Raw genomic sequence first — 14,317 nt, forward strand, 5'->3', positions numbered from 1 at the left:
CTTTGCATTCCCGTTTAATTTTTATTTATTGCTACCACACGCTTGTAAGCAATTTCTGCATGCTTCAGACCAGACTAGTATCTTAGGAAATAGCCAATGGCAAACATGATTGCTGCAACAAGGAATATGCAGAACATTAACGTCTTATAAAAGCATTGGTACCCCATCGGCTGACAGGCAGGTTCGCGGCAATACAATAAAAAACGGCTGACATTCATCAGCCGTTGTAAACATAAATCTTAAAGTAGAATTATTCCGATTTTGCTAATGCTTTTCTTACCAATTCGGCAGCTTCGCTCAATTCTATGGCAGATTGCACTTTTAAACCACTTTCATCAATCAGTTTTTTGGCTTCTTCTGCGTTGGTGCCTTGCAGGCGCACGATAATGGGAATATTAATATCGCCCAATTTGTTATATGCTTCTATTACACCGGCAGCCACACGGTCGCAACGCACGATACCACCAAAAATATTAATGAGAATCGCTTTTACATTCGGGTCTTTCATAATAATCCGGAAGCCGGCTTCTACAGTTTGCGCATTTGCCGTACCACCTACATCCAAAAAGTTGGCAGGCTCACCACCGCTCAGTTTAATCATATCCATGGTAGCCATTGCCAGCCCTGCGCCGTTTACCATACAGCCCACATTACCATCCAGCTTTACAAAGTTGAGGTTGTAACGGCCAGCCTCTACCTCGGTCGGGTCTTCTTCTTCCAGATCGCGCAATGAAGCCACCTCATTATGACGCATCAGGGCATTGTCATCAATATTCATTTTGCAGTCCACGGCAATGATCTTTTCATCACTGGTTTTAAAGAGTGGGTTAATTTCCAGCATCGCACAGTCCAAACCAATATATGCATTGTACAGGTTGGTTACAAACTTTACACAGTTCTTAAATGCCTCGCCACTCAAGCCCAGGTTAAAGGCAATCTTACGTGCCTGAAAGCCGAGCAAGCCACCGGAAGGATGCACCCATTCTTTGAATATTTTATCGGGTGTATCGTGGGCTACCTGTTCTATGTCCATACCACCTTCGGTGCTGTACATAATTACATTCTGCCCTTTGGAACGGTCAAGCAAAATAGATAAATAAAACTCTTTAACCGGGTTGGGGCCAGGATAATATACATCCTGTGCTATTAATATTTTATTCACCTTACGACCAGCCGGACCAGTTTGCACCGTTACCAATGTACCACCCAGAATGTTCTTGGCAATGTTATCAATATCTTCCAGGTTTTTTCCTACAGCTACACCGCGCTGGTCTTTGCCTTTAATAGTGCCTTTACCGCGGCCGCCGGCATGTATCTGGGCTTTTACTACTGCAAAGTTGTTGTTGGTTTGTCCTTTTATCTGGCGGTAAGCTTCTTCGGCAGCCATTACATTATCTACTGCAATGCCTTCCTGTACGGGTACATTATATTTCTTAAGAAGCTCTTTTGCCTGGTATTCGTGCAGATTCATACGGTTAAAAGTTTGCCGGCGAAGATAAGCCAGTTAATAAAACAAAACATCCCGAAAATCGGGACGTTTTGTTTTGCATATATGTAGTTGTATAAAAATTACTGCTTGTGCATAGTACTATCGTGCATAGTGCTGTCGTGCATGCCACTGGCAGGAGGCATATTGCCTGGAGGCATTCCCATGTGCGTTGAATCAACAGGTGGTATTCCTTCGGGATGCGCATCGCCTTTGTGGCAAGTATAGCAGGTAACCACACGTATCGTATCGGGGTTGGCTACTTTTTTAAAGTTGAAATAAGTGGTATTGATTTCTTTGGTCATCTTCATCATATACCGGGCAATGTCTTTTTCCGGTTTATCATCCGAAGGAAAATTAGGATGCCCGTTATCACCCATTGCATGACAAAAGACGCACTTAACACCTAAGGATGCATTAAAAGTCCGCATAACAACTTTTAGGCTGTCTTCGCTTATATCTTGTGGCAGCACCTTTAAATTTTTCCATTTATCAGGCGGTGTTGCCTTGGGCTTAAAGGCAGTTGTACCAAAAAAAACGGCAGCAGCAAGTAAAAAGAGCACAGTCAGTTTTTTGTTCATAAATAATCTTGATGTGATTTTAAAATGAGCTATAAAAATAACAGTTTTATCCATACAACAAAAAAAGAGTGCTCCGGCACTCTTTTTTATTTTCAACTATTATGGCTTTAAAACTATTTATGCCTGGTTGGGTTGTTGTGCTGATTTTGGTTGGCCCGCACCTTTATTGGCACCACCCTGACCGCCTTGTTGCCCCTGACCGGCATTAGACTGCTGGCCGCCTGCAGCAGCAGTTGCTCCTGCACTTGCTGCATCGCCGGCACTATTCAACAAGTTTACAATTTTTTCGCGCACATCATCACTTAAGCCTTCAATTTTATCGCCAAATGTATTCTTTAAATCCTCCAGCTTTGTTCCGGCTTTTGAAGTTATTTGATTAAATTTATCCTTAACGGTGCTACCCAGTTCGTCTGCTTTTTCCGATATTTTCTGACGTGTTTCTTCGCCACTCATAGGGGCCACCAACAGACCAACCGCTACACCAGCTAATACGCCGGATATAGTACCGAGAATTATTTTTTGTGTGCTCATAAAAAGGTAGATTTTATTGTTTAATAATGAATTGTAGAATTTCAATAACAATGCCAGAATCGGTTTTTGCATTGTTAACCAATAACTTTGCGCACCTATGACGAAAGTAATTTTGAAGCGAAAGATTGCACCACGTATTGCCAATGGGCACCCGTGGATTTTTAATAACGAAATCAATAATATTGAAGGCGTAGTAACACCCGGTGACATAGTAGATGTACAATTTGCTGATGGCTCTTTTGCCGGACGTGGTTACATCAACCCTCAATCACAAATTGTGGTACGATTGCTCACGCGTAAAAAAGAAGAAATAAATACCGCTTTCTTTTACAACCGTATCTTAAAAGCCTGGCATTACCGCCAAAAGACCGGCTATATTGAAAACTGCCGCCTTGTGTTTGGCGAGGCCGACTACCTGCCATCCCTCATTATAGATAAGTTCAACGATTACTTTTCTATACAAACCATGTCGCTCGGCATGGACAAATGGAAGCCGGCAATTGTAAAAGCGTTGGAGCAAATATTTAATCCCAAAGGCATTTACGAGCGCAACGATGTGCCGGTGCGTGAACTGGAAGGTTTGCCGCAGCAAAAAGGCTTTCTATCTGCACCCTTCGATACCACGATTGAAATAAATGAAAACGGCTTGCGCTTTATGGTGGATATTCAAAACGGACAAAAAACCGGCTATTTTTTAGACCAGCAGGATAACCGACGCGCTATCAGGCATATTGTAAAAGACGCTGATGTACTTGGTGCATTTACCTACACCGGCACGTTTGAAATACATGCGGCGCACTATGGCGCAAAGCGTGTATTAGGGTTAGATATTTCGGAGAGTGCGGTGGCGCAGGCAAATAACAATGCACGGCTGAATGGCTTAGAAAACATTGTGCAATTTGAAGCCATGAATGCCTTTGATGTATTAAAGCAATGGGTAAAAGATAAACGCCAGTACGATGTAGTAATGCTAGACCCGCCGGCATTTACCAAAAGCCGTGAAAACATACAAAAAGCAATTACCGGCTATAAAGAAATCAACCTCCGTGGCATGAGGCTGGTAAAGAATGGTGGCTTCCTTGTTACGAGCAGTTGCACCAACCTGGTATCGCCCGAATTGTTTTTACAAACCATTGCGATGGCTGCAAAAGATGCGCGCAAAAACATACGGCAGGTTACGTTTCGGGCACAGGCAAGCGACCACCCCATTATCTGGGGGATGGAGAATACAAATTACCTGAAATTCCTGATTGTGGAAGTGAGTGATATATAAGTTTTTCGCACCGCAGATAATGGAGTAAATGGAGTTTTCGCAGAAATATATTTTGAATTAATAAAAGCATTTAATGTATTTCCTGCCTTTGCCGGTGAAGAACACCGGCAAAGGCAAAAAGGTAAATAATATTGTCAATTTAAAAACTGTTTCTGCGAAAACTCCATTTACTCCATTATCTGGCGGTGAAAAGGATTTTAAACTTATCACCGTTTCAACCATCTTTATAGTCTTTGTTTAACGCGGCTTTGTAATTGCCACTTTTACATTTGCTTAAAACCTATATACAATGAAGTTTTTAGTATTATTATTTTCCAGTGCGATAGTATTTTCAAATACATCACATGCACAGGTATTGAAGAATATTTTAAAGAAAGATTCCTCCTTACAGAATAAAGTGAATGGACTTTTTTCCGGTAATAGTTCCTCCCTAAGCACTACCGAAATTGCAAATGGTTTAAAGGAAGCCCTGAACAAAGGGGTTGAAACCGGCACCTCCAAACTATCGGCTGTAGATGGATTTTTTAAAGACGCTGCGATTAAAATATTACTACCGCCCGAAGCGCAAAAGGTAGAGAAAACCTTGCGCAGTGCAGGCTTTGATAAGCCGGTAGATGAAGCTATTTTAAGCATGAACCGCGCTGCCGAAGATGCCGCCAAGAGTGCTGCGCCTATATTTTTAAATGCCATTAAGCAAATGACGATTAATGATGCAGTGGGCATTTTAAAAGGCCGCGACAGTGCTGCTACTACTTATCTCAGAACTAAAAGCACGGCGGCTTTAACAGAAGCTTTTAAACCAATTATTTCCACTTCTCTTGAGAAAGTAGATGCTACTAAATATTGGAATACTGTTTTTACAACCTACAACAAACTGCCCTTTGCAACCAGCAAAGTAAATCCCGATTTAACGGCTTATGTAACAGACAAAGCTTTAGCAGGTATTTTTCACGAGATAGCATTACAGGAAATGCAAATACGCCAAAATCCTGCAGCAAGAACTACAGACTTACTCAAAAAAGTTTTTGGTCAATAATTTGCAAACAACACCAATATGAAGAAGATAATCTTAGCTGCATCTTTCGCGATGCTTATGGCCTTTAGTGGTTGCGAAACGGCACAACAGGTGTTAAGTTCATTACCCACCGATGCAAATAATGGTGGATTAACCACCCAGCAAATTGTTGCCGGCTTAAAAGAAGCCTTAACCGTTGGTACGCAAAATGGCACTAATCAACTCTCGGCAGTAGATGGCTTTTTTAAGAATGCTGCTGTTAAAATATTAATGCCGCCCGAAGCACAAAAGGTAGTAAGCACGTTACAAAGCGTAGGTTTGGGCAGCGTGGTGGATAAAGCAGTTTTAAGTATGAATCGTGCAGCCGAAGATGCGGCTAAAAGTGCAACGCCTATTTTTGTAAATGCCATTAAACAAATGACCATTACGGATGCCCTCGGTATTTTGAAGGGCGGTAACCAGGCAGCCACTAATTATTTTAAAAATAAAACCACCCGTGCTTTAACAGCAGCTTTCAGCCCAATAGTAAACAAAGCACTGCAACAAACCGATGCTACGAAATACTGGAATGATGTGTTTACGGTATATAACCAGTTTTCTACCAATAAAGTAAATACCAACCTGAATGCGTATGTAACCAGCAAGGCCATTGACGGCATTTTTTATGAAGTTGGTCAGGAAGAAGCAAAAATCCGCCAGGATCCCGCAGCACGTGTAACGGATATACTGAAAAAGGTATTTGGCAGCAGTCTCGCTACTTCCGGCAGCTAATATTTCAGCCACTAAAGCACGAAAACTAAAGGATACAGAATATACTCTAAGTGTATTATAGAAACAAGTAACCTGGAATAAGTAACCTGCAAAGAAAAAATACTTATTTATCGTTTAAAAACGCTTTTCTGTCGTCGCGCCTCTGTAGTTCCTATAAACAAAGAATAACAAAGAATTTAAAATCAAACCGGAATTAAGTTTGGTATATTGAAGCATTTGGCTACCTTTGCCGTCCCGAAAAAATCACTGTTATGGCAAGAGTATGTCTGGTTACCGGTAAAAAGCCAATGGTTGGTCATAGCGTATCGCATTCAAACATTAAGACAAAGCGTCGCTTTTTACCCAATTTACAAACAAAGCGTTTTTACTTCGCCGAAGAAGACCGCTGGATTACAATGAAAATTTCTACGGATGCTATCCGCACCATTAATAAAAATGGGTTGGCTGCCGTAGTAAAAGAACTGAGAGCGCAAGGAAATAAAATTTAAATAATTACCGTTTAAAATTGCTTATATAATGGCAAAGAAAGGCAACCGGGTTCAGGTTATATTGGAATGCACGGAACAAAAGACAACTACTGTTCCGGGTACAAGCCGCTATATTACTACCAAGAACAAAAAGAATACGCCGGAGCGTATTGAACTGAAGAAGTACAATGCGAATTTGAAAAAAGTTACTGTTCATAAAGAAATTAAATAATCATGGCAAAAGCAGCTAAAACCGCGATTAAATCAAAAGACCAGAAAGCAGCCGCCGAAGCTAAAAACTGGACTAAAGTAATTAAGGCTGTACGCAGCCCGAAAAGTGGTGCCTATACCTTTAAAGAAGCGATAGTGCACAAGGATAAGATTAAAGATTTTTTGGCAGAGAAATAATCTTGCATAAAAAATATTGTATAAAAGCTTTCGCGCTGATAGTGTGAAGGCTTTTGTTGTTTAGGATTGTGACTGTTGCCTTAGCAATAGTTTTTTATTTTGGTGGCGGGCTGTGATGCAATAAGGAGGCTTTTTCGGCGACGCTCTGTTCAGGATTCTGTTATCTATTGAGCTATTGAAAATTGCATTGAGTTCTAATTTCCTTCTTTACTAGAATAAGCAATTCCATTCGCCTTATTAATTAATTTATCTTCGCCATCAAAATATTTACATGAGTTTTTTTGGAAAACTATTTGGCAAGAAAGAAAAGGAAACATTAGACGAAGGTTTACAAAAAACGAAGTCTAACTTCTTTGATAAAATTACCAAAGCCGTTGCCGGCAAAAGCACCGTAGATGAAGAAGTACTCGACAATTTGGAAGAAGCCCTGATGACCGCCGACGTTGGTGTAGATACAACCATAGAAATCATTGAACGTATAGAGCAACGCGTAGCCCGCGATAAATATGTAGGCACCGGCGAACTCAACCGCATTTTACAGGAAGAAATAGAAGCCATGCTCGTTGACTCGACAGATAATGCACATAAAGATTTTTCCGTACCTAAAAAGCCATATATTATTCTGGTAGTGGGCGTAAATGGTGTAGGCAAAACCACCACCATTGGCAAGCTAGCCTATAACTATAAAAAAGCTGGAAATAATGTAATTCTGGGTGCGGCAGATACCTTTCGCGCGGCGGCAGTAGATCAATTAACCATTTGGAGTGAGCGCGTAGATGTGCCCATTGTAAAGCAAGCGATGGGCAGCGATCCTGCCTCTGTTGCTTTTGATACTGTGCAAAGTGCTGTAGCGAAAGATGTGGATGTAGCGATTATAGATACTGCCGGAAGGCTGCACAACAAAGTGCACCTGATGGAAGAGTTGAGTAAAATTAAAAGGGTAATGAAAAAAGTAATACCCGATGCGCCGCACGAGGTATTGCTGGTACTGGATGGCTCTACGGGGCAAAATGCGCTGGAACAGGCAAAACAATTTATGCAGGCAACAGAGGTAACTGCATTAGCCATTACCAAGCTGGATGGTACAGCTAAAGGCGGCGTGGTATTATCTATCACCAACCAGTTGAAAATACCTGTAAAGTTTATTGGTGTAGGGGAGAAAATGGATGACCTGCTAATTTTTGATAAGCATGAGTTTGTAGATACGTTGTTTAGTTTGGAACGATAATATAGCACCTGCCTGTTCGCCGGCAGGGGTGTTCCATCTTTCCATTTAAACAGTTCTTTAAAGCGCAAAAAAGGGCTGTAATGCTTATCCAGCTTACCTTTGCAGCTACCTATGACATCAGAACAGTTTCAACAGATTGCGCATACCATACCACATCAGCCGGGTATTTATAAATACTTTGATGAGACCGGTTATTTGCTGTATGTAGGTAAAGCCAAAGATTTGCGCAAGCGCGTTTCATCCTATTTCACTAAAACGTTTACCAGCTATAAAACACACGAGTTGGTACAGCGTATTCATAAAATTGAGTTCACCATTGTAAACAGCGAACAGGATGCTTTTTTGCTGGAAAACAGCTTGATTAAGCAGTTTCAGCCGATGTTTAACATTGACCTGAAAGATGATAAGACCTACCCTTATATTGTTATTAAAAAAGAGCCTTTCCCACGCATTTTTCTCACGCGCACTAAAATAAACGACGGTTCCGAATACATCGGTCCTTTCACGTCTGCAGGTAAAGTTCGCGAACTGCTCAACTTTATCCGCCAGAATATTCCGCTACGTACCTGTAAGTTGCCACTTACCGAAGCCAATATTGCAAAAGGCAAGTTTAAAGTGTGCCTGGAATATCATCTCGGTAATTGCAAAGGTCCTTGCGAAGGTTACCAGAGTGTAGAAGATTATAAGGATGGCATTTACGGGATAAAACAAATGCTTAAAGGCAACCTGGCGCCGGTCATTCAGCACTACAAAAAAGAAATGATGGAGTGCGCGGTGAATATGCAGTTTGAAAAAGCCGAATTGCTGAAAAAGAAATTGGCAGATTTAGAAAACTACCAGGCAAAATCAATTATTGTAGGCACCAACCTGAATAATATTGATGTATTTTCTATTCTAAAAGAACATGAAACAGCGTATGTAAATTACCTGATGGTACAGAATGGCACAATTGTACAAACGCATACCGTAGAACTGGAAGTGAAACTGGAAGAAAGTGACGAAGAAGTGTTGCAGTTTGCCATCATCAATTTGCGTGAGACGTTTAACAGCATGGCAAATGAAGTGATAGTTCCTTTTGAAATTGATTTACCGGAAGCAATCACCGTAACTGTTCCGAAAGGGGGTGATAAGAAAAAATTGCTGGATTTGTCGTTGAAGAACGTAAATTACTTTAAAGAAGAATTACGTAAAAAGAAAACCTTACTGCTGGAAGGACACAGTGATATGGAGCGCAAGAAAGTGCTATATCAATTACAGGACAGCCTGCAATTAGCGGAGGTGCCCACACATATTGAATGTTTTGATAACTCTAATTTCCAAGGTAGCTATCCGGTATCGGCAATGGTATGTTTTATAGACGGCGTGCCATCCAAAGACAATTACCGCCGCTACAATGTAAAAACAGTAGAAGGCATCAACGACTTTGCTACGATGAAAGAAGTGGTATATCGCCGATATAGAAGACTGACGGAAGAAGGAAAACCATTACCGCAATTAGTGATTATTGATGGTGGTAAAGGACAGTTGGGTGCCGCTATGGAAAGCATTGCAGCACTTGGGTTGGTAGGCGCAATGACTGTAGTAGGACTTGCAAAAAATGAGGAAGAAATATTCTATCCGGGTGATAAAGAGTCCATCAAATTGCCGTGGGATAGTGAGAGCCTGAAATTAATCCGCCGCATCCGCGATGAAGTACACCGTTATGGCATTACTTTTCACCGAAATAAACGCTCAAAAGGCACTTTTGTAAACGAATTGGAACAAATAAAGGGGATTGGTAAACAAACGGCAACAGATTTGCTAAAGACTTTTAGGTCTGTAAAGAACATTAAACTTAAAACGATGGAAGATTTGGTGCCGGCTATTGGTAAATCAAAAGCGCAACTCGTGTATAACCATTTTCATAGTGAATAAAAAAGGGGGCCAGGATAAAAATCCAACCCCGTTTTAAAATCCAATATCCTATGAAAAACCTGCGCAAATATAAAAATTTATTTTGTTTTCTAATGGTTTACAGCCATTAAACGAATTGCTAATTATATACTTTTACTCAATGAATTAGTACTGATGTGAATAATAACAGCCTAGGCGTTTCATTTATCCCATCCCCAGATTTTATGCATCCGCTGGTGATACCGCCGGTAATTTATTATCTGTAATATTTCCTTGTTAGCAGTCTCGTCCCGGATGGGGAGAATGACGCATCGTGACTTTATTGTAATGTGATTTAAAAAATTCAATCGAACAACATTTTCAAGTAAGTAGCTAATCCTGCTTATTGTCTGCAGCTCATCGCTTGCGGCTTTTGTAACATAGTCCGGTTGAAAGCAGTATAACAGCAGCCCATTACCCTTGTTTATAGGTGTAAAAAGAATTGGCTTGCGCCAGTGAAGTCATTATCAAATCGTTGATACAAACGTGCTTTGGAAGCGTAGCACAGTAATACACCACATCGGCAATATCTCCGGCTTGTAAGGGTTTAAAGCCTGCATATACGGCAGTGGCTTTTTGTTCATCGCCTTTGAAGCGCACCTGGCTAAATTCTGTTTCAGCCGCACCAGGATTGATGCAGGTAACTTTAATGCCATAGGACAATAAATCTATACGTTGCGCCTGGCTGATGGCATCTACTGCAAACTTGCTTGCGCAATACACATTCCCTTCTTTATATACTTCTTTGCCTGCTGTAGAGCCAATGTTGATGATGTGTCCTTTTTTGTTTTTAATAAAATACGGCAACACGGCTTTAGACATATACAATAAGCCTTTTACATTGGTATCAATCATGGTATCCCAATCATCTATATCCGCATTTTCAAAAGTATCGCGCCCTAAAGCCAAGCCCGCATTATTAACCAATACATCTATATTTTGCCATTGTTTATCTAATCCTGCAATAGTAGTTTCTACCGCTTTTCTATCTTGTACATCAAACTGTAGTGGCAACACTTGTACGTTGTATTTTGCAATTTCATCAGCCACTTCCTGCAGCCGGTCTCCTCTCCTGCCCGTGATAATACAATGATGTCCTCCAGCAGCAAATTTTAATGCAATAGCTTTTCCAAATCCTGATGTAGCGCCGGTAATTAAAATAGTCATAGATTATTGGTAGAAATTAGTTCAAATGATAAGTGCAAATAGTTAGTTGCTTATCGGGTAGTGCTTAATAGATAAAACCAAGGCCGTCATTGCGAGCAATAGCAATGCAGGGAGCAATCTGTGCGAAGCTGCAAATCATTATTGATGGATTATTTTGGTTGTACTACTACCCACAGATTGCTTCGCTGTTGCTCGCAATGACGGATTTTCACTCCAATACTTTTAGTGATGCTTTGATAATATCCACGCACTCTATAATCTGCGCTTTGGTAATGATAAGTGGTGGTGCAAAGCGTATTTTATCGCCATGCGTAGGCTTTGCCAGCATACCATTATCTTTCAATGCCAAACACAATTCCCATGCAGCTTCGGGATTGGAATGTTCAATCACTATTGCATTCAACAAGCCTTTGCCGCGTACTTGTTTTATAAAAGGCGATCCAATATTTTGTAATTCATTGCGCAGCAAAACGCCCATCGCTTCTGCATTGGCAGGCATATTTTCATCCTTTAATACCTGCAATGCTTCTATAGCTACTGCACATGCCAATGGGTTGCCGCCATAAGTAGAACCATGTTCACCCGGATAAATATTCAGCATAATATCATCATCTGCCAGCACTGCACTTACAGGCAGGGTGCCACCACTCAATGCCTTGCCCAATATCAATATATCCGGGCGTACATTTTCATGATCGCAAGCGAGCATTTTGCCGGTGCGCGCCAGCCCGGTTTGTATTTCATCGGCAATGAACAATACATTGTATTCGGTGCACAGTTCACGCACGGCTTTTAAGTAGCCATCATCAGGTATTACTACGCCCGCTTCACCTTGTATAGGCTCTACCATAAATGCTGCTACATTGCTATCCTGAAATGCTTTTTCCAAGGCAGCTATATCATTGTACGGTACCAACTCAAAACCGGGCATATACGGACCAAAACCTTTGTAACTGCTGGGATCGGTAGAAGAGGAAATTGCAGCTAACGTTCTGCCCCAGAAGTTACCTTCGGCGAAAATGATTTTGGCCTTATTCTCCGGTATGTCTTTTTTTACATATCCCCAGCGGCGTGCCAGCTTTACGGCGGTTTCGCCACCTTCTACGCCGGTATTCATGGGCAGCACTTTATCGTAGCCAAAATATTCAGTAATGTATCTGGCATATTCGCCCAATAGATTACTGTGAAAAGCGCGCGAAGTAAGTGTAAGTTTTTGTGCCTGTTTGGTGAGTGCCTGTACAATTCTTGGATGACAATGTCCCTGATTAACAGCCGAATAACCGCTTAAAAAATCGTAGTAACGTTTGCCTTCCACATCGTAAACAAAAACGCCTTCTCCCCGCTCCAACACCACAGGCAAAGGATGATAATTATGAGCACTATATTGATCTTCGAGTTGCAGGTAATATTGTGTCTTATCAGACAATGTATGCGTAAGCATAAATGATTTATAAATTGAGTATGGTTAATAGAATATTTGCGTGTATAAAAAGAGCGTATTTAAGATTGAATAGCCATAAAAACAGTCTTTTACCTGTTCAACATTCTATTAATAATCTTAAATATTAATAGCCTCCCGGGTGGTCGAGGAAATCAAGGTTCATATCGAGGAAGTGGAAATTCATCAGGTTGCAAATTAAAACAATAAAAGTGGTTTACTTTAAAACAATGTTTGAATGCCATGCACTTTGTGAAACTCATGCTGCAGCAACCACTTTTTTCTTGCCAGTCCTCCTGCATAACCTACCAGCGATTTGTTGGTACCAATCACCCGATGACAAGGCACAATAATGCCTATTTTATTTTTAGCATTGCTTGCCGCCACAGCTCTTATCGCATCGGCATTGCCGAGTTGCCTGGCAAGGTCGAGGTACGATATGGTTTTACCAAAAGGAATGTTTAATAGCTCGCTCCAAACCTTTTGCTGAAACGCCGTACCGGGCTGATAAACAGGCACATCAAAATATTTTCTTTCGCCGTTAAAAAACTCTATCAATTGTTCGGTGCATTGCTGCATAACCGGTGTGATGGCGTTGCCGGCAAGATATGTAATGGCGGATTTATCTTCTACAAACGATAGCTCACAGATGTAATGTTCAGTGCCACCTATTTTTAAAATACCAATTGGGCTTTGATAGTATGTATAGTTAGTTGCCGCCATTGCAGTGAATGGTATAAAGTTAGCAGAAACTTTTAACTTTGAATATTTTAAACAAAATAAACACTATGAAAAGACACGCAACAGCCGTATGGAAAGGCTCTGGTAAAGATGGTAAAGGCACCCTTAGCACACAAAGTGGTCTATTCAACAATGCCCAATATTCTTACAAATCGCGCTTTGAAGAAGGACCCGGTACCAACCCCGAAGAACTGGTAGCTGCCGCGCACGCAGGCTGCTTTGATATGAAGTTGAGCTTTGTATTGCAGGAAGCTGGTTTTACTGCCGACTCATTAGAAACGACCGCTGAAGTAACTTTAGAAAACGGCGCCGTTACTAAATCGCACCTTATTTTGAAAGCAAAAATCCCTGGTATTAGTCAGGAACAGTTTGACAAAGCAGCAGAAGAAGCAAAAGCCAACTGTCCTATTTCTAAACTGCTGAATGCAGAGATTACTTTAGATAAGACATTAGAGTCATAAACACGAAATTCTCCAATATGAAAAACGCGGAATAGATGTTCCGCGTTTTTGTTTTAGGATTTGAGTGGAAAATTATATCATTCCCAGCTCTATTGCTTAACAAAAAAGAGTAAGCACATTAGCTTTTTTCTTCGTATTTATCAATGTATGCTTTGATTTTCATATCGGGATGATCTTTTAATTCCAATATGATAAACATTTTACCATCTTTTCCTTCTATTGTTACATTCGCTTCATGCACATCACCACGACCTTCTGTAAGCTTGGCTTGCATTGTTGTTTTACCATTTTTATATGCTTCGGCCCAGTTGCAATCTGATGCGGTTATATCGCCCTTCATTTCATCATTCGGATCATCGTTGTGATTGAAGACGATGTTTCCTTTACTTACCTCTACCGTTATTTTATCCGAATCGCTTTTTTGCACCTCATCTTTACTATTCAGCCATTCCTGTTTAGTGGAAGTGTACAATGTTTTCTTATCGCATTGTGCCATGCTTTTTGTACTCAATGCTCCAATAACTAATAATAGCAGTATACTCTTTTTCATGTTTTGTTTTTTAGACTTTGTTGTTGAATTGTTTCGCTGTTTACTTTCAAGAGCAATACCATAAACAAAATGATGTAAATAAAACACTTAGATAATAAAAAATATTAAATATTGTTTGAAACCGGACAGGGTGTTTGAAAATGGGATGAGAGAGATGTGAAAAGGATGTTGATAGTTTTCAATTTACCGATAACGTACTTTTTAAAATGGACCTGCCATAATAAATTGTTCAAAGCCAGTAAATAAACATCAGTTTACAAAGCATTCA

The 14,317-nt window shown here is 40.6% G+C and carries 16 protein-coding genes; 9 read left to right on the forward strand and 7 right to left on the reverse strand.

Annotated features, from left to right (window positions below; all coding sequences use genetic code 11):
• Window positions 1-250: 250 nt before the first annotated feature.
• From sucC to FC093_RS15620, 3 genes are all read right to left on the reverse strand, one after another.
• Window positions 251-1,471, reverse strand: coding sequence for an ADP-forming succinate--CoA ligase subunit beta (gene sucC / locus FC093_RS15610; protein ID WP_137262740.1), 1,221 nt, complete (start codon window positions 1,469-1,471; stop codon window positions 251-253).
• Between the two features lie 98 nt (window positions 1,472-1,569).
• On the reverse strand, window positions 1,570-2,067 hold the full coding sequence (locus tag FC093_RS15615) for a c-type cytochrome (RefSeq protein WP_170971115.1): 498 nt from the start codon (window positions 2,065-2,067) through the stop codon (window positions 1,570-1,572).
• Between the two features lie 117 nt (window positions 2,068-2,184).
• Window positions 2,185-2,598, reverse strand: coding sequence for a YtxH domain-containing protein (locus FC093_RS15620; protein ID WP_170971116.1), 414 nt, complete (start codon window positions 2,596-2,598; stop codon window positions 2,185-2,187).
• Window positions 2,599-2,695: 97 nt separating this feature from the next.
• Between FC093_RS15620 and FC093_RS15625 the strand changes: the two genes are divergently transcribed.
• The 8 genes from FC093_RS15625 to uvrC all read left to right on the forward strand — a co-directional run bounded on the left by FC093_RS15625 (window position 2,696) and on the right by uvrC (window position 9,674).
• Window positions 2,696-3,871 (forward strand): class I SAM-dependent rRNA methyltransferase, encoded by a 1,176-nt coding sequence (locus FC093_RS15625; RefSeq protein WP_137262743.1) that lies wholly within the window; start codon window positions 2,696-2,698, stop codon window positions 3,869-3,871.
• 289 nt (window positions 3,872-4,160) lie between these two features.
• Window positions 4,161-4,907, forward strand: coding sequence for a DUF4197 domain-containing protein (locus FC093_RS15630; protein ID WP_137262744.1), 747 nt, complete (start codon window positions 4,161-4,163; stop codon window positions 4,905-4,907).
• A gap of 18 nt (window positions 4,908-4,925) precedes the next feature.
• Window positions 4,926-5,657: a DUF4197 domain-containing protein gene (locus FC093_RS15635; RefSeq protein ID WP_137262745.1), complete on the forward strand. Its 732-nt coding sequence runs from the start codon at window positions 4,926-4,928 to the stop codon at window positions 5,655-5,657.
• A 251-nt stretch (window positions 5,658-5,908) separates the two neighbouring features.
• The gene (gene rpmB, locus FC093_RS15640) at window positions 5,909-6,145 is read left to right on the forward strand and encodes a 50S ribosomal protein L28 (protein ID WP_137262746.1); all 237 of its coding nucleotides are present in this window, start codon (window positions 5,909-5,911) and stop codon (window positions 6,143-6,145) included.
• Window positions 6,146-6,173: 28 nt separating this feature from the next.
• Window positions 6,174-6,356 carry a 50S ribosomal protein L33 gene (gene rpmG, locus FC093_RS15645; RefSeq protein WP_137262747.1) on the forward strand — a complete coding sequence of 61 codons (183 nt, stop codon included), beginning with the start codon at window positions 6,174-6,176 and terminating at the stop codon, window positions 6,354-6,356.
• Window positions 6,357-6,358: 2 nt separating this feature from the next.
• Entirely contained in the window at window positions 6,359-6,532 is a 174-nt protein-coding gene (locus FC093_RS15650) for a DUF4295 family protein (protein ID WP_137262748.1), read from the forward strand.
• 271 nt (window positions 6,533-6,803) lie between these two features.
• A complete protein-coding gene (gene ftsY, locus FC093_RS15655; protein ID WP_137262749.1) occupies window positions 6,804-7,760 on the forward strand; it encodes a signal recognition particle-docking protein FtsY in 957 nt (318 codons plus the stop codon).
• A 111-nt stretch (window positions 7,761-7,871) separates the two neighbouring features.
• Window positions 7,872-9,674, forward strand: a complete 1,803-nt coding sequence (gene uvrC, locus FC093_RS15660; RefSeq protein ID WP_137262750.1) for an excinuclease ABC subunit UvrC — start codon at window positions 7,872-7,874, stop codon at window positions 9,672-9,674.
• A gap of 432 nt (window positions 9,675-10,106) precedes the next feature.
• Here uvrC and FC093_RS15665 read toward each other — a convergent pair whose 3' ends face one another.
• The 3 genes from FC093_RS15665 to FC093_RS15675 all read right to left on the reverse strand — a co-directional run bounded on the left by FC093_RS15665 (window position 10,107) and on the right by FC093_RS15675 (window position 13,020).
• Window positions 10,107-10,859 (reverse strand): SDR family NAD(P)-dependent oxidoreductase, encoded by a 753-nt coding sequence (locus FC093_RS15665; protein WP_137262751.1) that lies wholly within the window; start codon window positions 10,857-10,859, stop codon window positions 10,107-10,109.
• A gap of 208 nt (window positions 10,860-11,067) precedes the next feature.
• On the reverse strand, window positions 11,068-12,300 hold the full coding sequence (gene rocD, locus FC093_RS15670; protein ID WP_137262752.1) for an ornithine--oxo-acid transaminase: 1,233 nt from the start codon (window positions 12,298-12,300) through the stop codon (window positions 11,068-11,070).
• Between the two features lie 219 nt (window positions 12,301-12,519).
• On the reverse strand, window positions 12,520-13,020 hold the full coding sequence (locus FC093_RS15675; RefSeq protein ID WP_137262753.1) for a methylated-DNA--[protein]-cysteine S-methyltransferase: 501 nt from the start codon (window positions 13,018-13,020) through the stop codon (window positions 12,520-12,522).
• Between the two features lie 65 nt (window positions 13,021-13,085).
• On the opposite strand from FC093_RS15675, the gene FC093_RS15680 reads away from it, so the two are divergent.
• The gene (locus FC093_RS15680) at window positions 13,086-13,499 is read left to right on the forward strand and encodes an OsmC family protein (RefSeq protein ID WP_137262754.1); all 414 of its coding nucleotides are present in this window, start codon (window positions 13,086-13,088) and stop codon (window positions 13,497-13,499) included.
• Between the two features lie 118 nt (window positions 13,500-13,617).
• On the opposite strand, the gene FC093_RS15685 is transcribed toward FC093_RS15680, so the two are convergent.
• On the reverse strand, window positions 13,618-14,049 hold the full coding sequence (locus tag FC093_RS15685; RefSeq protein ID WP_137262755.1) for a hypothetical protein: 432 nt from the start codon (window positions 14,047-14,049) through the stop codon (window positions 13,618-13,620).
• Window positions 14,050-14,317 lie beyond the last annotated feature (268 nt).

This window comes from Ilyomonas limi (genome assembly GCF_005233845.1).
In the GTDB taxonomy this organism is placed as follows: Bacteria; Bacteroidota; Bacteroidia; order Chitinophagales; family Chitinophagaceae; genus Ilyomonas; species Ilyomonas limi.

What these genes read in the sequence shown, in the direction of transcription:
- sucC (WP_137262740.1), bottom strand. Translation starts at nt 1,471, where the DNA reads ATGAATCTGCACGAATACCAGGCAAAAGAGCTTCTTAAGAAATATAAT.
- FC093_RS15615 (WP_170971115.1), bottom strand. Translation starts at nt 2,067, where the DNA reads ATGAACAAAAAACTGACTGTGCTCTTTTTACTTGCTGCTGCCGTTTTT.
- FC093_RS15620 (WP_170971116.1), bottom strand. Translation starts at nt 2,598, where the DNA reads ATGAGCACACAAAAAATAATTCTCGGTACTATATCCGGCGTATTAGCT.
- FC093_RS15625 (WP_137262743.1), top strand. Translation starts at nt 2,696, where the DNA reads ATGACGAAAGTAATTTTGAAGCGAAAGATTGCACCACGTATTGCCAAT.
- FC093_RS15630 (WP_137262744.1), top strand. Translation starts at nt 4,161, where the DNA reads ATGAAGTTTTTAGTATTATTATTTTCCAGTGCGATAGTATTTTCAAAT.
- FC093_RS15635 (WP_137262745.1), top strand. Translation starts at nt 4,926, where the DNA reads ATGAAGAAGATAATCTTAGCTGCATCTTTCGCGATGCTTATGGCCTTT.
- rpmB (WP_137262746.1), top strand. Translation starts at nt 5,909, where the DNA reads ATGGCAAGAGTATGTCTGGTTACCGGTAAAAAGCCAATGGTTGGTCAT.
- rpmG (WP_137262747.1), top strand. Translation starts at nt 6,174, where the DNA reads ATGGCAAAGAAAGGCAACCGGGTTCAGGTTATATTGGAATGCACGGAA.
- FC093_RS15650 (WP_137262748.1), top strand. Translation starts at nt 6,359, where the DNA reads ATGGCAAAAGCAGCTAAAACCGCGATTAAATCAAAAGACCAGAAAGCA.
- ftsY (WP_137262749.1), top strand. Translation starts at nt 6,804, where the DNA reads ATGAGTTTTTTTGGAAAACTATTTGGCAAGAAAGAAAAGGAAACATTA.
- uvrC (WP_137262750.1), top strand. Translation starts at nt 7,872, where the DNA reads ATGACATCAGAACAGTTTCAACAGATTGCGCATACCATACCACATCAG.
- FC093_RS15665 (WP_137262751.1), bottom strand. Translation starts at nt 10,859, where the DNA reads ATGACTATTTTAATTACCGGCGCTACATCAGGATTTGGAAAAGCTATT.
- rocD (WP_137262752.1), bottom strand. Translation starts at nt 12,300, where the DNA reads ATGCTTACGCATACATTGTCTGATAAGACACAATATTACCTGCAACTC.
- FC093_RS15675 (WP_137262753.1), bottom strand. Translation starts at nt 13,020, where the DNA reads ATGGCGGCAACTAACTATACATACTATCAAAGCCCAATTGGTATTTTA.
- FC093_RS15680 (WP_137262754.1), top strand. Translation starts at nt 13,086, where the DNA reads ATGAAAAGACACGCAACAGCCGTATGGAAAGGCTCTGGTAAAGATGGT.
- FC093_RS15685 (WP_137262755.1), bottom strand. Translation starts at nt 14,049, where the DNA reads ATGAAAAAGAGTATACTGCTATTATTAGTTATTGGAGCATTGAGTACA.